Origin of the sequence: Paraprevotella xylaniphila YIT 11841 (assembly GCF_900683745.1) — a bacterium.
In the GTDB taxonomy this organism is placed as follows: domain Bacteria; phylum Bacteroidota; class Bacteroidia; order Bacteroidales; family Bacteroidaceae; genus Paraprevotella; species Paraprevotella xylaniphila.
The window spans coordinates 1,550,706-1,569,328 of sequence record NZ_LR215980.1; the positions used below are offsets into that span (position 1 = coordinate 1,550,706).

An 18,623-nucleotide genomic window follows, 5' to 3' on the forward strand; every position below is an offset into this window, starting at 1 on the left:
CGCTGACGGAACAGCGGGTTAAATCATGCAATTAATATCACTGTCTAACAATCAATTACGTGACTTTACAGGTCACACCCACGTTCGGTTCAAATTTAACATAATCGTGTAGGCACTCTCGTAGGCATCGGATATGTCGGTCATGAAGTCCGGGTGGATGGGGTTGCAGCGGTGGCTCTCCCTCGGATTGTCGAAGTTTATCACGTAGAACTTGGGCTTGACCTTGTAGCCGTCCAAGTGGGCGAGCAGGTGGTTGTAGGCTATCTCGGAGAGGTCGGGGTACTTGAAATCATACAGGAAAAGCGAATAGCCCTTCTCAATGGTCTGTTTTATGTACTGGTTGATAATTGCATAGGACTTGCCCGAACCGGGCGTGCCCAAGACCATCGTCGCACGGAAGGGGTTGACAAGGTTGATCCATCCGTCATACGCCCTGCTCCTGAACCAGAAGCGGGTGCGGAGGTTGACGGAATACTCGTTCTCCTTCAGCTCGGTCTCCTGCATGAAGGATTCGTTCTCGACGTTGAACACGTCTTCGAGCAGGTCGGTCTTCAACAGGCGGGACATCCACAGCCCCGCCATGAGCAGGCAGATATACCCGGCGGTAAGGGTGGCGATATACAGCACGGTGTCCGCCGGAAGCGGCAGAGGAAGGGCGAGCAACCACCAGTTGCCGAAAAAGAGCAGCAAGCCGGACACGCCGCAAAGGATGATCCTGCGCCACGTGATTTTCTGTTCCTTCACGCCCTTTGTGCCGAGGCAACTAAGGGCGAGGAACAGCACGGCGAAGAGCTTCGTCCAGAGGATATTGGAGAACAGCCCGGCGGTACGCTGGAAGCCGAGCAATATCCTATCGACAACGCCGATGTCGATGCCCCACTCCCGGACGGACTGGTAACAGAACCAATAAATGTTGATGACTACAAATAAAATGCTTATCGCACGCATGAACTCCATGACTTTGGCGAGTCCACGCAAATCGTCTTCGTTTTGCATAATTCGTTGAAAATTAATGATAAAACTTCGTTTTATTATGTACATGTACTTTTTCTTTTGTGTCAAGACAAAAGAAAAAGATACCAAAAAGAAAAAGTCAAGACTGCATTTTCTCCGCTACTCTCTTCCTGCGTTTCGCTAAAGAAAAAGAATTGCCTACGGCGAAAGTCCTACGTTCGGCATAGCCCAAACAAGTTTGGCTCTGCTCTCACTTAAACGGACTTTTCGCTTCGCTCAAACAGCTTTTTCTTTTTAACGCTACACTCCGGTCGTTCGCTTTACGCTGCGAAAATGAGGTCGGTGTGCCATGCGGATGGTTGCTTGGTTAATGCTATCTTTTTGTTCTTTATTGTTGCCTGCCGTACTTGCGTTTTTTCTTTCTTTTTCGGGGCGGTACGGGCTGGTCGTCGGACGCTCCGCAGGGTACGGGGGCAAAGAGGTTGAAGGCGGCCGCCACGTTCTGGGTGGTGCCGTCCTTGTGGTCGGGACGGTAGCCGGTATCGTGTCCGTCCCATTGGGATGCGCCCGTATGCTCCTGCTGCCGGGTGGGATGTTCCACTCCGGCGGAGAGTTGCGGCAGATGAATACCTTCCTGTCCGGCGAAAAGGTCGTTGAACACGCCTGCGGAAAACTCCTTGCCCAGACGGGAGCCGTTGAAGACGGCTTTGGCGGCATGGTCGATGAAGGTCGCCCCATAGATGCGCCCGGCATCGTTGGTACGGAATACCACGCCGATGCCCTGCCGCATGAGTTCCCGCTCGAACTGCGCCCGGTCATGCCCTGCGCTCTGCATGGCGGCTGCAACCTTTCCGGCGGTGGCGGCGGCGACCTCCTTGTGGGTCTTTTCCCATGCGACAGCGTTGTGCATCCGCCTTTCGAGGGCTGCGACGCCCGCCTCCTTGCCGAACACGGAGGACTTGAAGGGCTTGCCGACCTTGTTGCCCTCCCTGTCGGTTGCCGAATAGGTCAAGCCGTGATACTCCCGCCCGCCGTATTCCCCCTTCACCTCGTCCACCGTGATGCCGTAAAGGGAAAGGACGGCACGGTATTCGCCCAATGTACGGAAACGCCACTCCCGGGCAAGCGGGCGGATGACTCCCGCCAACTGTCCCTTGAGGTTGCCGTCCCCGTAACCGACGGGCGACAAGGGCAGCCCCTCCTTCCACTGCTTGGGCGTAGCCGGGACAAGACCGAACTGCCGTTCCAGCTCCCGGCAGACCTTCATCGAACGCCCGTGCTCGTAGCTGTCGGAAATGGCACGCCCGGTTTCGTCCACCCGGACGGAGACGATGTGCAGGTGCTCCCGCCCGATGTCGTTGTGGCGATAGACGATATAGGGCTGGTCGCCGAAGCCCATGCGCCGCATATACTCCTCCGCCAAGCTGACAAACCGCTCCTCGCTCAAGCAATCCTTCGGGTCGGGATTGAGGGAGATGTGCAGGACGGGTTTCTCGGTCTTGCGGTTGGCTGTGAGGTAGTCACCGAACGAGCGGGAAAGATGCCCTATCGTGTAGGGGTTATCGCCCTGCGGCTCGATAATCCGGCTGGTGAAAAGCACGTCGGCGTGCCGTTCGTCCACCTTCATCTGGTTGTAGGCAAGCACCCCGTACAGGCTGCTGCCGTGCGAGATCTTGGCTATCATCGGACGGGGTATTTGCTCCGGAACTCCTCCACCAGTGCGGAAATCCGCTTGCTCAACTCGACCAGTTCGAGGGTGTGCCGCTCCAGCTTGTAGAGGAAAGCGAGGGCTTTCTTCTCCGAGAAATTGGATTTGAGCGCACGCACGCATTGGTTGTAGTTCGTGCCTATGGCACGGAACTGCGAGTGGAAAGTGGTCAGGCGCATGTAGAAATCCTGCGTCCCCTTATCCAGTTTAATGACCTTAATCTCCCTGCCGAAAAGTGCGGAAACGATAAACTCCGCCTTGGTCGCCTTGCCCGACTCGTCGAAAAGCGCGAGGAAACGGGCGTTGTCCCCGTCGTCCAGACGGAACACGTAGCGGTGGCGCATCTTGTCGGGCTTGGGCTTTCGCCCGTGGTTGCCCGCATACTTCTTCTGATTGTCCATCATCCTGTAAAATTTTAAGTGAAACATGGTCTGAAAACGCCGTATGCCTACGGCTCTCCCCCGTGAGCAGCCCCCGACTCCGGAGGGGGATGCCACATCGAGGGGGCAAGGTGGTGGTGAGGCACGAAATTCATTTCGAGTGCCGCAGCACACAACTTGCCATTTTCGTTTGAAAATAAAATCCGTCCTGCCGGACAGATTGGGGATGCCCTTGCCTGCTGCGGAGTGCCGGGGCACTCCCTCGGGCGGTTGCCGCTCTTCTCCATTCTTACTCCATTTTGGTTTCCGCCTGCAAAGTAACAGCCCTTTTCCCGTCCGGACACCATGCCCGGATGCGACAAACCTACGGGTGGAAAGACAATGCACGACACACTGATAATCAAACGGATAAACTACCGGTATTTTGATATTCCTTTGCGCCGTGGAAGCGGTGAAACGACTGCCCGGATAGACAAGGAAACAACCGGACAGCCGAACGGACGGACAGCCGAACGGCTGACGGTCTTGCCGGATAAACGGACGGATGATTGGCTAAACAGCCAAACGGCTAAATGACTAAACGGCTAAACGGTCAAACGGCTGGACAGCCGGACAAGCGGGCAGGCGGATGATTGGATGGATGCCGGGCTGAATGTATGACCGGATGCCTGAACGGATGAACGGACGGATGAACGGCAGAGTGGCTGAAAAGCTGACCGATTGAGTGAACAGAGAAGCGGCTGCACGGGCAGCCGGATGAATAACCAACAGAATGACGATATGGACAGACAGACATTGAACGTGGCTTTCGCCACACAGAAAGGCGGCAGCGGCAAGACGGCTATCACGGTGCTGGTGGCGGGCTACCTGCACTACCGCTTGGGGTGTCCGTTAGCGGTGATCGACTGCGACTTCCCGCAGTACAGCCTGTACGAGATGCGGGAACGGGACAGCCGGGCGGTACTGGAGAACGAATACCTGAAACGGGCGGCTTACGAACAGATGCGGCAGCCGGGGCGTGCCGCCTATCCGGTGCGCAAGTGCCGGGTGGAGCAAGCTCCCGACACGGCAAGGGAGCTGGCGGCGGAAGGCTGCTACGACCTGCTCTTCTTCGACCTGCCGGGCACGGTGAACTCGGCGGGCATCCTGCGCACGATCGCACAGATGGACTACATCTTCGCCCCGGTGAGTGCGGACAAGGCGGTACTGGAGAGCACGCTCTCCTTCCTCGACGTGCTGCAACGGATGATGCTGGGCAAGGAGACGAGCCGCCTGAAGGGGCTTTACCTTTTCTGGAACCAAGTGGACAAGCGGGAAACGAGCGGGCTGTACGAGAAGTACGGGCAGGTGGTCGCCGACATGGGGCTGCCGATGCTGCAAACCCGCATCCCCGACACGAAACGCTTCCGCAAGGAGGCGGACGGCACGGGACGGACGGTGTTCCGCTCCACGCTGCTGGCTCCCGACAGGCGGATGCTGGCAGGCAGCGGCATCCCCGAACTGACCCGTGAGATAGCGACCATCCTCAAACTGGAAGGCTATGAAGAAGCAGCGGAATGAGAAGCCCATCGACGAGGAGCTGCTGATGCGGATGATGGCGGGCGAGGCGGCAGGAACGGGAGAACCGGGAACCGGAAAGGAGGAAACCGCCGTGCCGGTGGAGAAGGCGCAGGAAGGGAAGGCGGCGGAGACAAGACGGCGCAAGGGAAGGCAGGCGGACTACGAGACGACCTTCCTCAAAGGCATGGACATCCCCGCCCGTTACGGCAAGCCGGTCTATGTGCGCCGTGAATACCACGAGCGCATCGCCAAAATCTCGGTGATGCTGACGGGCGGCAAGGTGTCGCTCTCGGCATACATCGACAACGTGCTGGCGCAGCACTTCGAGCAATACCGGGAGGAGATCGAGGCGGCATACGCCGGGAAACTGGAGAACCTCTTTTAAAAAGGAAGGAGGAAACGGCATGATACTGAAATTATCACTCACCGTCCTGCTGCTCTATTACCTCGCCGTGCTGTGGAAATACTACCGGCAGGACATCGCCGGGATATTCGGGACAGCGGAGACGGACGAAGACACGGAGGGAACGGGAAAGGAACCGGGGCAACCGGGCGAGCCGTACACGGTCATGGGCGAAAGCACCTACCTGCCCTTCGGAGCGGAGGACGGGGAGGAAGCGGCAGCCGGAGCCGTGGACGAACCCGCAGCGGAGGACGACGGGGCGGACTACTCCGACATCGAGCCGGAGGAGGACGAGGAGGAGACGGACTATGAACCCACGCCGGAGGAGATCCGGGAACTGGAGGAGGAAGAGGAATTAGGGGCTTATTACCCGGACGGCAACCCCGACTTCGCCACGGGGTACTCCTTCGATGACCTGAAAAAGGTGCGCCGGGTACTGGTGTCGGACAATGCGGACGAAAAGGCGGAGCGGGAAGCCCGTGAGGTGCTGCCGTCCGTGATGGGGTCGGACATCTGGGAGGCGATGCTGGACGAGTTCGAGGGCGCACGTGAGCGTGTCGCCCGGCTGATGGACAACCATAATGTTTAATTAAAATTTTAAAGACAAATGAGACAAAAGAGAATCTTATTCACGGCGGCCTGCATACTGGCTGCCGTGGGCGCAATGGCGCAGGGAAACGGGCAGGCGGGCATCACCGAAGCCACGCAGATGGTCACCTCGTATTTCGAGCCGGGGACGAAACTGATTTACGCCATCGGTGCGGTGGTCGGCTTGATCGGCGGGGTGAAAGTATATGGGAAGTTCAGCTCCGGCGACCCCGACACGTCGAAGACGGCGGCGAGCTGGTTCGGAGCCTGCATCTTCCTGATCGTGGCGGCTACCATCCTGCGTTCGTTCTTCCTGTAAAACAGCGGACTATGGACATGGAAATCAATAAGGGGATCGGCAGGAACGTGGAGTTCAAGGGGCTGGAAAGCCAGTACCTCTTCATCTTCTGCGGCGGTCTGCTCGCCGTGTTCGTGGTGTTCGTCATCCTGTACATGGCGGGCGTGAACCAGTGGGTGTGCATCGGCTTCGGCGTGGCTTCGGCTACGCTGCTGGTATGGCTGACCTTCCGGCTGAACGCCCGGTACGGCACGCACGGGCTGATGAAGGCAGCCGCCCGCAGGCGGCATCCGAGGTACGTGGTGAACCGGCTGAAAATCCCCCGATTATTTATCTTTAAACACTGGCAAGAATGAAAAACGTAATGAAAGCGGCGACGCTCGAAAGCAAGTTCCCGCTGCTGGCGGTGGAGAACGGCTGCATCGTGAGCAAGGAGGCGGACGTGACGGTCGCCTTCAGGGTGGAACTGCCGGAACTATTCTCCGTTACGGGGAGCGAGTACGAGGCGATCCACTCGGCTTGGCACAAGGCGGTGAAGGTGCTGCCGGAGTATTCCATCGTACACAAGCAGGACTTCTTCATCGAAGAGAAGTACCGGCCGGAAACGGACAGGGACGACCTGAGCTTCCTGAGCCGGAGCTTTGAGAGGCACTTCAACGAACGCCCGTTCCTCTCGCACACCTGCTATCTGTTCCTGACCAAGACCACGAAGGTGCGGAGCCGTCAGGAAAGCACGTTCTCCACCCTCTGCAAGGGCAGGCTTGTCCCCAAGGAGATAGAGGACCGGGAGACGGTTACGAGGTTCCTCGAAGCCGTCGGGCAGTTCGAGAAGATCATGAACGACAGCGGTTTCGTTACGCTGCGCCGCCTCACGACGGACGAGATCACCGGGACGGAAACGGCGGCGGGCATCGTGGAGAAGTACCTCTCGCTCTCGCAGCACGACACGACGGTGCTGAAGGACATCCAGTTGAACCCGGAGGAGATGCGCATCGGCGACGACATCCTCTGCCTGCACACCCTCTCGGACACGGAAGACCTGCCGGGCAAGGTGGCGACTGACAGCCGCTACGAGCGGCTCTCGACCGACCGCTCGGACTGCCGCCTGTCGTTCGCCGCCCCGGTGGGCTTGCTGCTGGACTGCAACCACTGCTACAACCAGTACATCTTCATCGACGACCACGGGGAGAACCTGAAACGCTTCGAGCAGACCGCCCGGAACATGCACTCGCTCTCCCGCTACTCCCGCTCCAACCAGATCAACAAGGCTTGGATCGAGGAATACCTGAACGAGGCGCACTCGAAAGGGCTGACCTCGGTGCGCTGCCACTGCAACGTGATGGCATGGAGCGACGACCGGGAGGAACTCAGGCGCATCAAGAACGAGGTGGGCAGCCAGCTCGCCCTGATGGAGTGCAAGCCGAGGCACAACACGGTGGACGTGCCCACGCTCTTTTGGGCGGCGATACCGGGCAACGAGGGGGACTTCCCCTTCGAGGAGAGCTTCTACACGTTCATCCCGCAAGCCCTGTGCTTCTTCACCGAGGAGACGAACTACAAGGACTCGCTCTCGCCCTTCGGCATCAAGATGGCGGACAGGATGACGGGCAGACCGCTGCATTTGGACATCAGCGACCTGCCGATGAAGAAAGGGGTGATCTCGAACCGCAACAAGTTTGTCCTCGGTCCGAGCGGAAGCGGCAAGTCGTTCTTCATGAACCACCTCGTGCGCCAGTATTACGAGCAAAACAGCCACATCGTGCTGATCGACACGGGCAACTCGTACCAAGGGCTGTGCGAGCTGATCCACCGCAAGACCAAGGGCGAGGACGGGATTTACTACACGTACACGGAGGAGAAGCCCATCAGCTTCAACCCCTTCTTCACGGACGACTACAAGTTCAGCGTGGAGAAGAAGGACAGCATCAAGACGCTGCTGCTGGCACTGTGGAAGGGCGAGGACGAGAAAATCACGAAGACGGAGAGCGGCGAGCTGGGCAGTGCGGTATCGGCGTACATCCGCCGGATACAGCAGAACCGGGACATCGTCCCCTCGTTCGACACCTTCTACGAGTACATGCTGAACGATTACCGGAAGGAGCTGGCTGCAAGGGACATCAAGGTGAGCCGGAAGGACTTCAACATCGACAACTTCCTGACCACGCTCAGGCAGTATTACAAGGGCGGACGCTACGACTTCCTGCTGAACTCGAACGAGAACATCGACCTGCTGCACAAGCGGTTCATCGTATTTGAAATTGACAGTATAAAAGATAATGCCGAGCTGTTTCCCGTGGTTACGATCATCATCATGGAAGCCTTCATCAACAAGCTGCGCCGCCTGAAAGGGGTGCGGAAGATGCTGATCTGCGAGGAGGCTTGGAAAGCCCTTTCCTCGCCGAGTATGTCAGAATATTTGAAGTACATGTACAAGACCGTCAGGAAATATTTCGGCGAGGCGATTGTCGTCACGCAGGAGGTGGACGACATCATCTCGTCCCCCATCGTGAAGGAGGCTATCATCACCAACTCGGACTGCAAGATCCTGCTCGACCAGAAGAAGTACATGAACAAGTTCGACGGCATCCAGTCGATGCTCGGTCTGACGGACAAGGAGAAGTCGCAGATACTCTCCATCAACCTCGCCAACCATCCCGGACGGAAGTACAAGGAGGTCTGGATCGGTCTGAACGGGGTGCAGTCGGCGGTGTATGCCACGGAGGTATCGGCTGCCGAGTACCTGACCTATACCACCGAGGAGAGCGAGAAGACGGAGGTGTTCGCACTGGCGGAAGAGCTGGGCGGGGATTTGGAGCTTGCCATCAAGCGGCTGGCGGAGACGAAGTATAAATAATGTACCGATGTGCTAACTGGGAGCGGCGGACAGGCTGCCGGACGGGTGGTTGATTGACCGGACGAACGGCTGAAGGGTCGGATGACTGACCAAACGGCTAAACGGTTAAACAGTTAAACGGTTGGCTGGCTAAACGGCTGGATGTACAAACGGCTAAACGGAATGGAGAGAATAAAATTTTGTAAAACTTTAAAAAACAGAATCAAGATGAGACGATTGAATTTAATCCTGCTGCTGTCGGCGGTAACAGTGGCGCTGGCGTTTGTCATTTCCTGCAAGGAGACAAATGCGGAACGGTTGGAAAAGATGTGCGGCGAGTGGGTCAGCACGGGCGGCAAGCCGCCCTTCACCCTCTGGGAAGAGGACGGCAAGTACCGTGTAACGGTCATGCACAGAAACCACAAGGGCGGCAGTGAAGCGGAGACCTACCTCGTCCGGGAAACGGAAGGGGTGCTGTTCATCGAGACGGGCTTCGCCGTGATGATGGACTATGACCGGGAGAAAGACCGCATCCGGCTGTCGCCGGGCGGAGAGTACAGGAGAAAGAGTGACGGAACCCTAAAACAGTAAGGACATGAGAACGATAAAGGCAATCATTCTGGGCGTGGCGTGCCTGACGGCAGGTGCGGCCAACGCCCAATGGGTCGTACACGACCCCGGCAATCTGGCGCAGGGCATCATCAACACGGCTAAGGAGATGGTGGAGACCTCCGCCACCGCACAGCACACGCTGGATGGCTTCAGGGAGACGGCGAAGATATTCGAGCAGGGGCGGAAGTATTACGATGCGCTCAAGGCGGTGCACGACGTGGTGAAAGGCGGCGTGAAGGTGAAGAAGTCCATCGGGCTGGTGGCGGACATCTCGGAAATCTACGTGCGCAACTACCAGAAGATGCTGGGCGACCCGAACTACACGCCGGACGAGCTGGAAACCATCTCGTTCGGGTACGCCAAGCTGCTGAGCGAGAGTGCGGACATCCTGCAAGACCTGAAGAACGTGGTGAACGTGACGGGGATGTCGCTCTCGGACGCCGAACGGCTGGCGATCATCGACCAGAGCTACAAGCGGCTGCTGGAGTACCGCAACCTCGTGCAGTATTACACGGACAAGAACATCTCGGTGAGCTACCTGCGGGCGAAGAAGAAAAAGGACGCCGACCGGGTGGTGGCTCTCTACGGGGATGCGGAAGACCGTTACTGGTGAGAGTGGCAATATACAATAATGTTCACGTACATAAATATAATATAGGACTATGTTGTTAGCGATAGACTTCACGAACCTGCACGAGATATTGCAGGTATTGTATCAGGACATGATGCCGCTCTGCGAGAAGCTGACGGGTGTAGCCAAGGGAATTGCCGGGCTGGGTGCGCTGTTCTACGTAGCCGCCAAGGTGTGGCAGGCGCTCGCCCGTGCCGAACCTATCGACGTGTACCCGTTGCTCCGCCCGTTCGCCATCGGGCTGTGCATCCTCTTCTTCCCCACCTTCGTCATCGGCACGATCAACGCTGTGCTCTCGCCCGTGGTGAAGGGCTGCCACGGGATGCTCGAATCACAGACCTTCGACATGAACCGATACCGGGAGCAGAAGGAGACGCTGGAGAGGGAGGCGTTCCGCCGTGACCCGGAGAAGGCGTATCTGGCGAGCAAGGAGGACTTCGACAAGAAGCTCGACGAGCTGGGCTGGTCGCCCAAGGACTTGAAGACGATGGCGGTGATGTACATCGACCGGACGGAATACAACATGAAGCGGAACATCCGGCTGTGGTTCCAAGAACTGCTCGAACTGCTGTTCCAGTCGGCTGCGCTGGTGATCGACACGATACGGACGTTCTTCCTGATCGCCCTCTCCATCCTCGGTCCGATAGCGTTCGCCCTCTCGGTCTATGACGGGTTCCAGAGCACGCTCACGCAGTGGATAACGAGATACATCTCCATCTACATGTGGCTGCCCGTGAGCGACCTGTTCAGCTCGGTGCTGGCACGCATCCAAGTGCTGATGCTCACCCGTGACATCGAGGCGATGAGCGACCCGACCTTCATCCCGGACAGCTCGAACACGGTGTACATCATCTTTTTAATCATCGGGATATTCGGGTACTTCACCATCCCGACGGTCGCCAACTGGATCATCATGGCGGGCGGGGTGAGCCAAGCCAACCGTGCGATGAACCAGACCGCAAACAGGGTCGGCAACGTCGCCGCAGCGGGTGCGGGCGCCGCCGTGGGGAACATCGCCGGAAAAATCATCAAGTAGCGGCGGATGCCCCAAGAAAATGAGTCATAACGAATAAAAAACCGGAAACATGGAATTTAAAAGTTTGAAAAATATCGAAACGAGCTTCAGGCAGATACGGCTCTTCACGCTGGTATTCGCCTGCCTGTGCGCCGTGGTGACGGGCTTCGCCCTGTGGAAGTCGTACAGCTTCGCCGAGGCGCAGCGGCAGAAGATCTACGTGCTGGACAACGGCAAGAGCCTGATGCTGGCACTCTCGCAGGACGTGCGGCAGAACCGCCCGGTGGAGGCACGGGAGCACGTGCGCCGCTTCCACGAGCTGTTCTTCACGCTCTCGCCCGACAAGTCGGCTATCGAGGGCAATATCAAACGCTCGCTGCTGCTGGCGGACAAGAGCGCCTTCAACTACTACAAGGACCTCTCGGAAAAGGGGTATTACAACCGGATAATCTCGGGGAACATCAACCAGATGATAGAGATAGACAGCCTGCGGTGCGACTTCGACAAGTATCCGTACAGCGTGCGGACATTCGCCCGGCAGATCATCCTGCGGGAAAGCTCCGTTACGGAGCGCAGCCTTGTGACCCGCTGCCGCCTGCTGGATGCGGTCAGGAGTGACAACAATCCGCAGGGCTTCATCATCGAGGGGTTCGAGATCACGGAGAACAAGGATTTGCAGACCCTCAAACGCTGACGGCTATGATAAGGAAATTCATCACAAAGGCGCAGGATTGGGCGGACGGGAAGCTCCGCCGCCTCGCCGGGCGTATCTCGCCCGACATGCGTGTGGCAATCATCCTCGTGATGCTGGCGGCGTTCGGCGCACTGTCGGTCTATATGACCGTCTCCTCCATCTACCGCATCGGAAGGAACGACGGGAAGGAACTGGGGATAGAGCATATCAGGCACCTGCAATTGCCCAATGACAGTATTATCAACCCTTTTGAAAGCGGACGGCATGGGACTGGTGGAGAGGTTGAGTGAGTGGCTGCTCCGCCGCCGGGAGCGGCAGGAGGAGCGGAACATGAGGCAGGTGGCGGCGTATTTCGGGAGCCTGCTGAATAAGAGGCGTGCGGATGCCGGTGCAATCCTCCAGTCCGTCAGGGACTACCGGGACTGCCCGGAGGTAACAAGGAAACAGGCGGAGCTGCTGCTGGAACACAGGTTCTTCCGGTACGTGTACCAGACGGGCTATCCCGAATTGCGGGCGGTCATGGACGCCCTGAAAGAGACCCGTTACGGGATGCGTGAGGGGGCGGCAATCCCCCGAAGCGTGAGGGAGGCGGCGGAAAGCCCGATGCTGCGTCTGGCGGCGCAATACAAGGTGCTGGAGTATGAGAACACGAGGCGTAACGCCCCGCAGCCGTTATCCCCCGAAGCGCAGGCGGAAAGGGATGCGGCGCACCGGCTGCTGAACTGCTGCATGAGGGAGGGAGACCTCGACGCACTGAAAAGGCTTGCCCTGAAAGGCGAGAAACCGGACGACTCGGTGGCCATCCGCCACGGGCTGGCGGAAGGCTACCGCAGGCTCGAAGAACTGAGCCGGGAATGGAGCGAGGAGATGCGGGGCGACAACCACACCGTCATGGAACAGATCGAGTTGCGGGAGGCGGACGAGAGGGGAAAGCTGATGCGGCAAGCCGCCGCCCTTTACGAGAGGAAGACGGGCGGCAAACTGCCCGGCGACTATCTGGAAGCGGTGAAGGCGGAACGGGCGCTGCTCCACGGGCTCGCCCGCCACGGCTGGGACGGTCAGCGGGAAGTACCGAAGGAGACGGTGGAGAAGTACGGGCTGACGGAGGACTTTGCCGGTATTGCCCGGCTGAGGTGGGACTACCACCTGAGCGAGGACAACGGGGACTTCTCCCGGGACTACCCGGAAGCCGCCATCGGACGCCACAACCGTGCCATCCGGGAGCGTGCGGCGAAAGAACTGGCAGGTCTGGAAACGAGGCTGTTCCCCGAAAAGGCGGCAAGCCGGGAACGGAAGGCTGCGCACCTGCGGGCGGACAACCGGGCAAGCCCCACGGCATCGCTCAAACGGGAACGGAAGGAGCCGCCCGGCAAGCGGCAAACCGGGGAGACAGGCAGAAGGAAGCCTCCGGGGAGAAGAATCAGAATGTAGGACAACCATAAATTTTTGACATGATGGAAGAACAGAACCAAGAAAAAGCAACGGCAACGCAGCACGTGACGGTGGCGGATGCCGCAGCCCCGGAGACGGGGAACGGAAAGAAGGAGGACAAGGGCGGCGGGAAAAAGGAGAAGAAGACAGCCAAGCCGCTCACGCCGAAACAGTTGCAGCAACGGAAGAAGCTGATGGTATATCCGCTGATGGGTTTGCTGTTCCTCGGCTCGATGTGGCTGATATTCGCACCTTCGGAGGAGCGGGAGGTGAACCGGGACACTGTGGGGGCGTTCAACGCCGACATCCCCCTGCCGGAGAACGACGGGATCATCGGCGACAAGCGGAAAGCCTACGAGCAGGCGCAGGCGGAGAAACAGCAGGCGGAGAAGGTGCGCTCGCTGGAGGACTTCGCCTTCTCCGAAGAGAGCGATACGGACGGGGTGGAAATGGAACTGCCGGACAGCGAGCCGGAACGGGAACCGTTCCGGGACTATTCGGACAATAGCGGCGGCAGCCGTTCCTCCGTTACCGCCTACCGGGACATCAACCGTCAGCTCGGCTCGTTCTACGAGGAGCCGAAGGTGGACGGGGAAAAGGAGGAGCTGAAAAGGCAGGTGGAGGAGCTGACCGCCAAGCTGGAAGAAAGGGAACGGCAGGCGGGCGGAATCGACGATCAGGTGGCGCTGATGGAGAAGAGCTACGAGCTTGCCGCCAAGTACATGGGACAGAACGGGCGGGACGGCGCAGCCGTGCAGGTGCCCGCCACCGGGCAGGACGGCAACGGTTTGGGACAGCCCGCCGTGGCGGTGCAGGCGGCACGGGAGCGGACGGTATCGGGGCTGCAACAGCCCTTGAGCGATGCGGAGTTCATGCGGCAGTACAGCCAGCCGAGGAACTACGGCTTCAACACGGCAGTAGGCAGCGGGTACGCTATGGGGAAGAACACGATACGGGCGTGCATCCACGGGGATCAGACGATTATGGACGGACAGACGGTGAAGCTCCGTCTGCTCGAACCGCTGCAAGCGGGAAACCTTGTGATTCCGCAGAACACGCTCGTTGCGGGTACGGGAAAGGTACAGGGGGAACGGCTGGATATCGTGGTGTCGTCCGTCGAATACCGGGGGAACTTGCTGCCCGTGGAGCTGGCGGTGTATGACAGCGACGGGCAGAAAGGCTTGTCTGTCCCTTCATCACTGGAACAGGAAGCGGCAAAGGAGGCGATGGCGAACATCGGCGGCGGGTTGGGAACGAGCATCTCGTTCGCACGGAGCGCCGGACAGCAGGTGGCGATGGACATCACCCGTGGGCTGATGCAGGGCGGCAGCCAGTACCTTGCCAAGAAGTTCCGCACGGTAAAGGTGCACCTGAAAGCGGGGTATGAGGTGATGCTTTATGCCAAGGAGTAGCGTACTTTTTCTTTTGCCTTGACGCAAAAGAAAAAGATACCAAAAAGAAAAAGTCAAGACTGCATTTTCTCGCTACTCTCTTCCTGCGTTCCGCTAAAGAAAAAGAACTCGCTAACGCTCAAACAGCTTTTTCTTTTTAACGCTGCACTTCGGTCGTTCGCTTTACGCTGCGAAAATGAGGTCGGTCTGCTATGCAGTAGGTAATTTTTTGTATGGGAAGAGGTAGCCAGAGGATATGATAATTAGCGATAATAATTTAGAACAATAATTAAAAAGAAAGGACAAATGAAAAAGATTTTTGGATGGGTCGCCCTGCTTATGGGCATGGTGACGGGTGCGAACGCACAAGTGAATGATACGATACAGCAGGCTGCGGGCAACGATCTGTATCAGGGGATTACACGGAAGCTACCCTACCGGCAGATGGTTACGCCCCACGGGGTGCAGGTGACGTTCGCCAAGACAGTGCATATCATCTTCCCCTCGGCGGTACGGTACGTGGACTTGGGGAGCAATTGGATTATCGCCGGGAAAGCTGACGGTGCGGAGAACGTGATCCGGGTGAAGGCGACCACCGAGGGGTTTCCGGGGGAAACGAACTTTTCCGTTATCTGCGAGGACGGAAGTTTCTATTCGTTCAATGCCCGGTATGCGCATGAGCCGGAGATGCTGAACATCGAGATGAAGGATTTTTTGGAGAACGGGGACACGACGGACTTTTCCCACACCCGGATGAATATCTATTTCAGGGAACTGGGTAACGAAAGCCCGCTCTTGGTGAAGCTGATCATGCAGAGCATCTACAAAGAGGACAGGCGGGAAATCCGGCACTTGGGCTGCAAACGCTTCGGGGTGCAGTTCCTCCTGAAATCCGTCCACTCGCACAACGGGCTGTTCTATTTCCACACGGAAACGAGGAACAGGTCGAACGTGGCTTTCCGGACGGACTTTATCCGGTTCAAGATCGTCGACAAGAAAGTGCCGAAGCGCACCGCCATTCAGGAACGGGTGATCGACCCGGTGCGCAGCTACAACGAGGTGCTGGTGACGGAGGGGAAAAGCGACGTACGCACGGTGTATGCCGTCCCGCAGTTCACCATACCGGACGACAAGCTGCTGGTCATCGAGCTGTTCGAGAAGGACGGCGGCAGGCACCAGACCATCCGGGTGGAGAACGCCGACCTTGTGGCGGCAAAACAGATTAACGAACTGAAAATCAAGTAAGCGATGAAAAGGTTACTGTTCATTATCCTGCTTTTCGGGGTGTGCCTGACTTTCAACCGGGCACACGCCCAACGGTGCCTGCCCGGAATGAGGGGCATACAGCTCACGGGCGGGCTGTCGGACAACATGCGCTGGAAAAACGGCGACGGCTTCGGCTACCACGCCGGGATAGCGGTGAGCACCTACACGAAGAACGCCCACCATTGGGTGGTCGGTGCGGAATACTTGGAGAAGCGGTACGGCTACCGGGACTGCCTCTATCCGGCGAGCCAGTTCACGGGCGAGGGCGGCTATTACCTGAACTTCCTTTCCGACCGGAAGAAGACGTTCTTCGCCGCACTGGGGCTGTCCGCCCTTGCCGGGTACGAGACGGTGAACTGGGGCGAGAGCCTGCTGCCGGACGGCTCCCGGCTCACGGATGAAGACAATTTCATCTACGGGGGTGCGCTGACGCTGGAGCTGTCCGCCTACGTGACGGACAAGATTGTCCTGCTGGTAAACGGTCGCCAACGGGTGCTGTTCGGCGGCGACTGCGGGAAGTTCCACACGCAGGTCGGCGTGGGAATACGTTTTATGATTCGATAACTGCTATATAATATATAATGTATATGAGGACAATGATTTATAAAATATTCACGGGCTGCTACATCGTGGCCGCCCTCGTGCTGGTCGCAGCCTGTAATGACGGGCTGGACATTCAGACGAAATACCCGTTTACGGTGGAGACGATGCCCGTCCCGAAGGAGCTGAAAGTGAACGAGACGGCGAAGATACGGTGCGAACTGAAACGGGAAGGACGCTGGGAGGACACCCGGTACACGATCCGCTGGTTCCTCTTCGACGGGGAAGGCACGCTCAAACTGGAAGACGGCACGGCGTTGCTGCCCAATGACCGCTACCCGCTGGAGAAAGAGACGTTCCGGCTCTATTACACCCCGCTGTCGGACGAGCAGAGCAGCTTCACCGTCTGGGTGGAGGACTCGGACGGTCAGGCGGTCGAGCTGGAATACGACTTCAATGCGGACAACGACAAGGAGGACGGGGATGGAAGTGGAACTGAGGAAGAGTGAGGTACCGGCTTTGGCGGAACTGAAAGACCTGTGCCGGCACGAGTGTACCGCAGAGCGGTGCGCCGATGCCGTCAGGGAGTTCGGATGGTCGCTGGAGCATGTGCCGGAGGACATGAAAACCCCGGAGATGTGCCGCCGTGCGTTGGCAGCGAGTGCGGAACTCGGTTACGGGCATCTGGCATTGCTGCACCATATCCCGTTCGCAGAGGTCTGCATGGAAGCCATACGGGACTGGTACGGCGAGGGCAGAGCCGATCTTTACGAGGTGGCTTCGGCAATCCGACCGGAGGTGTTCGACGGGAAGATGGCGGATTTTCTGGTGGCGGAGGACGGCAGGTGCCTGTCCCTGCTGCCCGTCCACCTGCAAACGCCGGAGCGGGCGGCGAAGGCGGTGGAGGTGTCGGGGGCGTCTGCCCTCCTTTCCGACCGGGTGAAGCCGGGATTGAAAACGCCGGAGCTGTGGCGGAAATGCGCCGAACATAGCTGGATGTCATTCGTGATGATTCCGTGGAGGGAACGGTCGCCGGAAGCGTGCCTGACGGCGTACCTGAACTATCCCGGGATGATCCATGCCCATCCCCATGTCGTGCCGCAACCGGTGGACAGCTATTGCAACGTGTACTCGCTGTGCCGCCTGATGGAGCAGATGACGGGCGGGAAATTCACCTACGGTCAGATGGCGGACTTCTACGGGGGAAAGCCGATGGCGGTCAAGTGTATCGAGGTGCCCGATGGTTTCCTGAAAGACCGTGAGGTGACTTTCGACCGGCAGAAAGAGACGTTCCGCATTGCCCCTCTCAGCCAGCGGCAGGAGCAGAAGGAACGGCAAGAGCCGGAACGGAACGACGCACCCAAGAGGCGCAACGGAATGAAAATATGAAACAACCTATCTAAAAAAACAGAAACATGGAACAAGAAGAAAGAATGTATCAGGTGCCTTTGGAGATGATATGCAGGCACGACCGCACGGCGGAGGTGTGCCGTGCCGCCGTTGAAGAGGACGGCTGGCAGTTGGAGAACGTGCCCGAAGAGGTGAAGACACCGGAACTGTGCCGGAAGGCGCTGGAAACGGAAGCGGGGTTCGGGAACGACTGCTTCCGGCTGGTTCAGCATATCCCGTCCCCGGAGGTGTGCATGGAGGTGCTGAAGGAGTGTAGCAAGGTTTGCCCGGAGGAACTCTACGGGGTGGCGGCAAGCATCCGCCCGGAGGTGATGAACGGCGAAATGGCGGACTTCCTGCTGCCGCTGGACGGCAGGTGCATCAGCGTCCTGCCCGTGCACCTGCAAACGCAGAAACGGGTGCTGGTGGCGGCTGAAACGTCGGGGATGTCCGCCGTCGGGCGTGGCGGAGTGCCGAAAAGCCTGCTCACGCCCGAGGTGTATGTCAGGTGCGCCGCCCACAGCCGGGAGTCGCTGATGATGATCCCGTGGGCGGAACGCTCGCCGGAGGTCTGCCTGATGGCGACAACGAAGTACCCGGACTGGGTGAGGAACCATCCGGAGTTCGTGCCGGAGAGCGTGCATAATCAAGACAGCGTATATACGCTGAACAGCCTGATGGAAAGCCTGACGGGGGAAAAGTTCAGCTACCGGCAAATGACGGACTTCTACAACGGGAAGCCGCTGGAGGTGAAACGGATGGAGACGCCGGACGGCGTGCAGAAGGACAAGGCGGTGAAGTTCGACAAGGAGACGGGGAAGTTCTCCTTCTCCGACATCCGGCAGGAGCGGAAACGGGGATTGAAGATGTAGCGTGAGCCGGACGAAATGGAAAGCATCCTTCGGGATGCTTTTTTCATATCCGCCCTAT

At 58.4% G+C, this 18,623-nt stretch carries 22 protein-coding genes and 1 pseudogene; 19 read left to right on the forward strand and 4 right to left on the reverse strand.

The genetic code is table 11. From position 1 onward, the window contains the following. Positions 1-75: 75 nt before the first annotated feature. The 4 genes and pseudogenes from E0E47_RS06685 to E0E47_RS06700 all read right to left on the reverse strand — a co-directional run. Positions 76-996 (reverse strand): annotated as a pseudogene (locus tag E0E47_RS06685) (YWFCY domain-containing protein); the annotation flags it as partial. A 346-nt stretch (positions 997-1,342) separates the two neighbouring features. Further along, positions 1,343-2,638, reverse strand: coding sequence for a conjugal transfer protein MobB (mobB, locus tag E0E47_RS06690; protein ID WP_008629298.1), 1,296 nt, complete (start codon positions 2,636-2,638; stop codon positions 1,343-1,345). Beyond that, positions 2,635-3,063, reverse strand: a complete 429-nt coding sequence (gene mobA, locus E0E47_RS06695; RefSeq protein WP_028728881.1) for a conjugal transfer protein MobA — start codon at positions 3,061-3,063, stop codon at positions 2,635-2,637. The genes mobB and mobA overlap by 4 nt, the downstream gene beginning before the upstream one ends. Before the next feature lie 47 nt (positions 3,064-3,110). Continuing rightward, complete coding sequence (locus E0E47_RS06700; protein WP_232038356.1) at positions 3,111-3,329, reverse strand: hypothetical protein; 219 nt, start codon at positions 3,327-3,329, stop codon at positions 3,111-3,113. A 94-nt stretch (positions 3,330-3,423) separates the two neighbouring features. Between E0E47_RS06700 and E0E47_RS06705 the strand changes: the two genes are divergently transcribed. From E0E47_RS06705 to E0E47_RS06800, 19 genes are all read left to right on the forward strand, one after another. After that, positions 3,424-3,618: a hypothetical protein gene (locus tag E0E47_RS06705; RefSeq protein ID WP_087944122.1), complete on the forward strand. Its 195-nt coding sequence runs from the start codon at positions 3,424-3,426 to the stop codon at positions 3,616-3,618. A 204-nt stretch (positions 3,619-3,822) separates the two neighbouring features. Continuing rightward, entirely contained in the window at positions 3,823-4,602 is a 780-nt protein-coding gene (locus E0E47_RS06715; protein ID WP_005840599.1) for a ParA family protein, read from the forward strand. Next, positions 4,583-4,987, forward strand: a complete 405-nt coding sequence (locus E0E47_RS06720) for a DUF3408 domain-containing protein (protein ID WP_008629290.1) — start codon at positions 4,583-4,585, stop codon at positions 4,985-4,987. Before E0E47_RS06715 ends, E0E47_RS06720 begins: the two co-directional genes overlap by 20 nt. Before the next feature lie 19 nt (positions 4,988-5,006). After that, the gene (locus E0E47_RS06725; protein ID WP_008629279.1) at positions 5,007-5,594 is read left to right on the forward strand and encodes a DUF4122 family protein; all 588 of its coding nucleotides are present in this window, start codon (positions 5,007-5,009) and stop codon (positions 5,592-5,594) included. A gap of 18 nt (positions 5,595-5,612) precedes the next feature. Next, entirely contained in the window at positions 5,613-5,912 is a 300-nt protein-coding gene (locus E0E47_RS06730; RefSeq protein ID WP_005647510.1) for a DUF4134 domain-containing protein, read from the forward strand. A gap of 11 nt (positions 5,913-5,923) precedes the next feature. After that, positions 5,924-6,247 (forward strand): DUF4133 domain-containing protein, encoded by a 324-nt coding sequence (locus E0E47_RS06735; protein ID WP_008629275.1) that lies wholly within the window; start codon positions 5,924-5,926, stop codon positions 6,245-6,247. Further along, the gene (locus tag E0E47_RS06740; RefSeq protein ID WP_005840604.1) at positions 6,244-8,745 is read left to right on the forward strand and encodes a TraG family conjugative transposon ATPase; all 2,502 of its coding nucleotides are present in this window, start codon (positions 6,244-6,246) and stop codon (positions 8,743-8,745) included. Before E0E47_RS06735 ends, E0E47_RS06740 begins: the two co-directional genes overlap by 4 nt. Before the next feature lie 207 nt (positions 8,746-8,952). Next, positions 8,953-9,315, forward strand: coding sequence for a DUF3876 domain-containing protein (locus E0E47_RS06745; RefSeq protein WP_040603106.1), 363 nt, complete (start codon positions 8,953-8,955; stop codon positions 9,313-9,315). A 4-nt stretch (positions 9,316-9,319) separates the two neighbouring features. Then, positions 9,320-9,949 (forward strand): DUF4141 domain-containing protein, encoded by a 630-nt coding sequence (locus E0E47_RS06750; RefSeq protein WP_005829892.1) that lies wholly within the window; start codon positions 9,320-9,322, stop codon positions 9,947-9,949. A gap of 49 nt (positions 9,950-9,998) precedes the next feature. Further along, positions 9,999-11,003: a conjugative transposon protein TraJ gene (traJ, locus tag E0E47_RS06755; protein ID WP_005647499.1), complete on the forward strand. Its 1,005-nt coding sequence runs from the start codon at positions 9,999-10,001 to the stop codon at positions 11,001-11,003. 49 nt (positions 11,004-11,052) lie between these two features. After that, positions 11,053-11,676: a conjugative transposon protein TraK gene (traK, locus tag E0E47_RS06760; protein ID WP_005647497.1), complete on the forward strand. Its 624-nt coding sequence runs from the start codon at positions 11,053-11,055 to the stop codon at positions 11,674-11,676. 5 nt (positions 11,677-11,681) lie between these two features. After that, positions 11,682-11,966 (forward strand): TraL conjugative transposon family protein, encoded by a 285-nt coding sequence (locus tag E0E47_RS06765; protein ID WP_008629260.1) that lies wholly within the window; start codon positions 11,682-11,684, stop codon positions 11,964-11,966. After that, positions 11,941-13,107 (forward strand): hypothetical protein, encoded by a 1,167-nt coding sequence (locus tag E0E47_RS06770; protein WP_008629259.1) that lies wholly within the window; start codon positions 11,941-11,943, stop codon positions 13,105-13,107. The genes E0E47_RS06765 and E0E47_RS06770 overlap by 26 nt, the downstream gene beginning before the upstream one ends. A gap of 20 nt (positions 13,108-13,127) precedes the next feature. Beyond that, the gene (gene traM / locus E0E47_RS06775; protein WP_130893287.1) at positions 13,128-14,519 is read left to right on the forward strand and encodes a conjugative transposon protein TraM; all 1,392 of its coding nucleotides are present in this window, start codon (positions 13,128-13,130) and stop codon (positions 14,517-14,519) included. A 285-nt stretch (positions 14,520-14,804) separates the two neighbouring features. Then, positions 14,805-15,743, forward strand: a complete 939-nt coding sequence (gene traN, locus E0E47_RS06780; protein WP_008629256.1) for a conjugative transposon protein TraN — start codon at positions 14,805-14,807, stop codon at positions 15,741-15,743. A gap of 3 nt (positions 15,744-15,746) precedes the next feature. Continuing rightward, positions 15,747-16,328 (forward strand): conjugal transfer protein TraO, encoded by a 582-nt coding sequence (locus E0E47_RS06785; RefSeq protein WP_008629254.1) that lies wholly within the window; start codon positions 15,747-15,749, stop codon positions 16,326-16,328. Between the two features lie 23 nt (positions 16,329-16,351). Then, entirely contained in the window at positions 16,352-16,813 is a 462-nt protein-coding gene (locus E0E47_RS06790; RefSeq protein ID WP_040603133.1) for a DUF3872 domain-containing protein, read from the forward strand. Next, on the forward strand, positions 16,788-17,693 hold the full coding sequence (locus E0E47_RS06795) for a hypothetical protein (protein WP_008629251.1): 906 nt from the start codon (positions 16,788-16,790) through the stop codon (positions 17,691-17,693). Before E0E47_RS06790 ends, E0E47_RS06795 begins: the two co-directional genes overlap by 26 nt. A 26-nt stretch (positions 17,694-17,719) precedes the next feature. Further along, positions 17,720-18,565: a hypothetical protein gene (locus tag E0E47_RS06800; protein WP_008629250.1), complete on the forward strand. Its 846-nt coding sequence runs from the start codon at positions 17,720-17,722 to the stop codon at positions 18,563-18,565. The last annotated feature ends 58 nt before the right edge of the window (positions 18,566-18,623 follow it).

Coding starts and splice junctions, on each gene's coding strand:
- E0E47_RS06770 (WP_008629259.1), top strand. CDS start 11,941: ATGGGACTGGTGGAGAGGTTGAGTGAGTGGCTGCTCCGCCGCCGGGAG.
- traN (WP_008629256.1), top strand. CDS start 14,805: ATGAAAAAGATTTTTGGATGGGTCGCCCTGCTTATGGGCATGGTGACG.
- E0E47_RS06790 (WP_040603133.1), top strand. CDS start 16,352: ATGAGGACAATGATTTATAAAATATTCACGGGCTGCTACATCGTGGCC.
- E0E47_RS06765 (WP_008629260.1), top strand. CDS start 11,682: ATGATAAGGAAATTCATCACAAAGGCGCAGGATTGGGCGGACGGGAAG.
- E0E47_RS06740 (WP_005840604.1), top strand. CDS start 6,244: ATGAAAAACGTAATGAAAGCGGCGACGCTCGAAAGCAAGTTCCCGCTG.
- E0E47_RS06730 (WP_005647510.1), top strand. CDS start 5,613: ATGAGACAAAAGAGAATCTTATTCACGGCGGCCTGCATACTGGCTGCC.
- E0E47_RS06725 (WP_008629279.1), top strand. CDS start 5,007: ATGATACTGAAATTATCACTCACCGTCCTGCTGCTCTATTACCTCGCC.
- E0E47_RS06705 (WP_087944122.1), top strand. CDS start 3,424: ATGCACGACACACTGATAATCAAACGGATAAACTACCGGTATTTTGAT.
- mobA (WP_028728881.1), bottom strand. CDS start 3,063: ATGGACAATCAGAAGAAGTATGCGGGCAACCACGGGCGAAAGCCCAAG.
- E0E47_RS06795 (WP_008629251.1), top strand. CDS start 16,788: ATGGAAGTGGAACTGAGGAAGAGTGAGGTACCGGCTTTGGCGGAACTG.
- E0E47_RS06750 (WP_005829892.1), top strand. CDS start 9,320: ATGAGAACGATAAAGGCAATCATTCTGGGCGTGGCGTGCCTGACGGCA.
- E0E47_RS06800 (WP_008629250.1), top strand. CDS start 17,720: ATGGAACAAGAAGAAAGAATGTATCAGGTGCCTTTGGAGATGATATGC.
- E0E47_RS06715 (WP_005840599.1), top strand. CDS start 3,823: ATGGACAGACAGACATTGAACGTGGCTTTCGCCACACAGAAAGGCGGC.
- traK (WP_005647497.1), top strand. CDS start 11,053: ATGGAATTTAAAAGTTTGAAAAATATCGAAACGAGCTTCAGGCAGATA.
- E0E47_RS06700 (WP_232038356.1), bottom strand. CDS start 3,329: ATGGAGAAGAGCGGCAACCGCCCGAGGGAGTGCCCCGGCACTCCGCAG.
- traM (WP_130893287.1), top strand. CDS start 13,128: ATGATGGAAGAACAGAACCAAGAAAAAGCAACGGCAACGCAGCACGTG.
- E0E47_RS06720 (WP_008629290.1), top strand. CDS start 4,583: ATGAAGAAGCAGCGGAATGAGAAGCCCATCGACGAGGAGCTGCTGATG.
- E0E47_RS06785 (WP_008629254.1), top strand. CDS start 15,747: ATGAAAAGGTTACTGTTCATTATCCTGCTTTTCGGGGTGTGCCTGACT.
- E0E47_RS06745 (WP_040603106.1), top strand. CDS start 8,953: ATGAGACGATTGAATTTAATCCTGCTGCTGTCGGCGGTAACAGTGGCG.
- traJ (WP_005647499.1), top strand. CDS start 9,999: ATGTTGTTAGCGATAGACTTCACGAACCTGCACGAGATATTGCAGGTA.
- E0E47_RS06735 (WP_008629275.1), top strand. CDS start 5,924: ATGGACATGGAAATCAATAAGGGGATCGGCAGGAACGTGGAGTTCAAG.
- mobB (WP_008629298.1), bottom strand. CDS start 2,638: ATGATAGCCAAGATCTCGCACGGCAGCAGCCTGTACGGGGTGCTTGCC.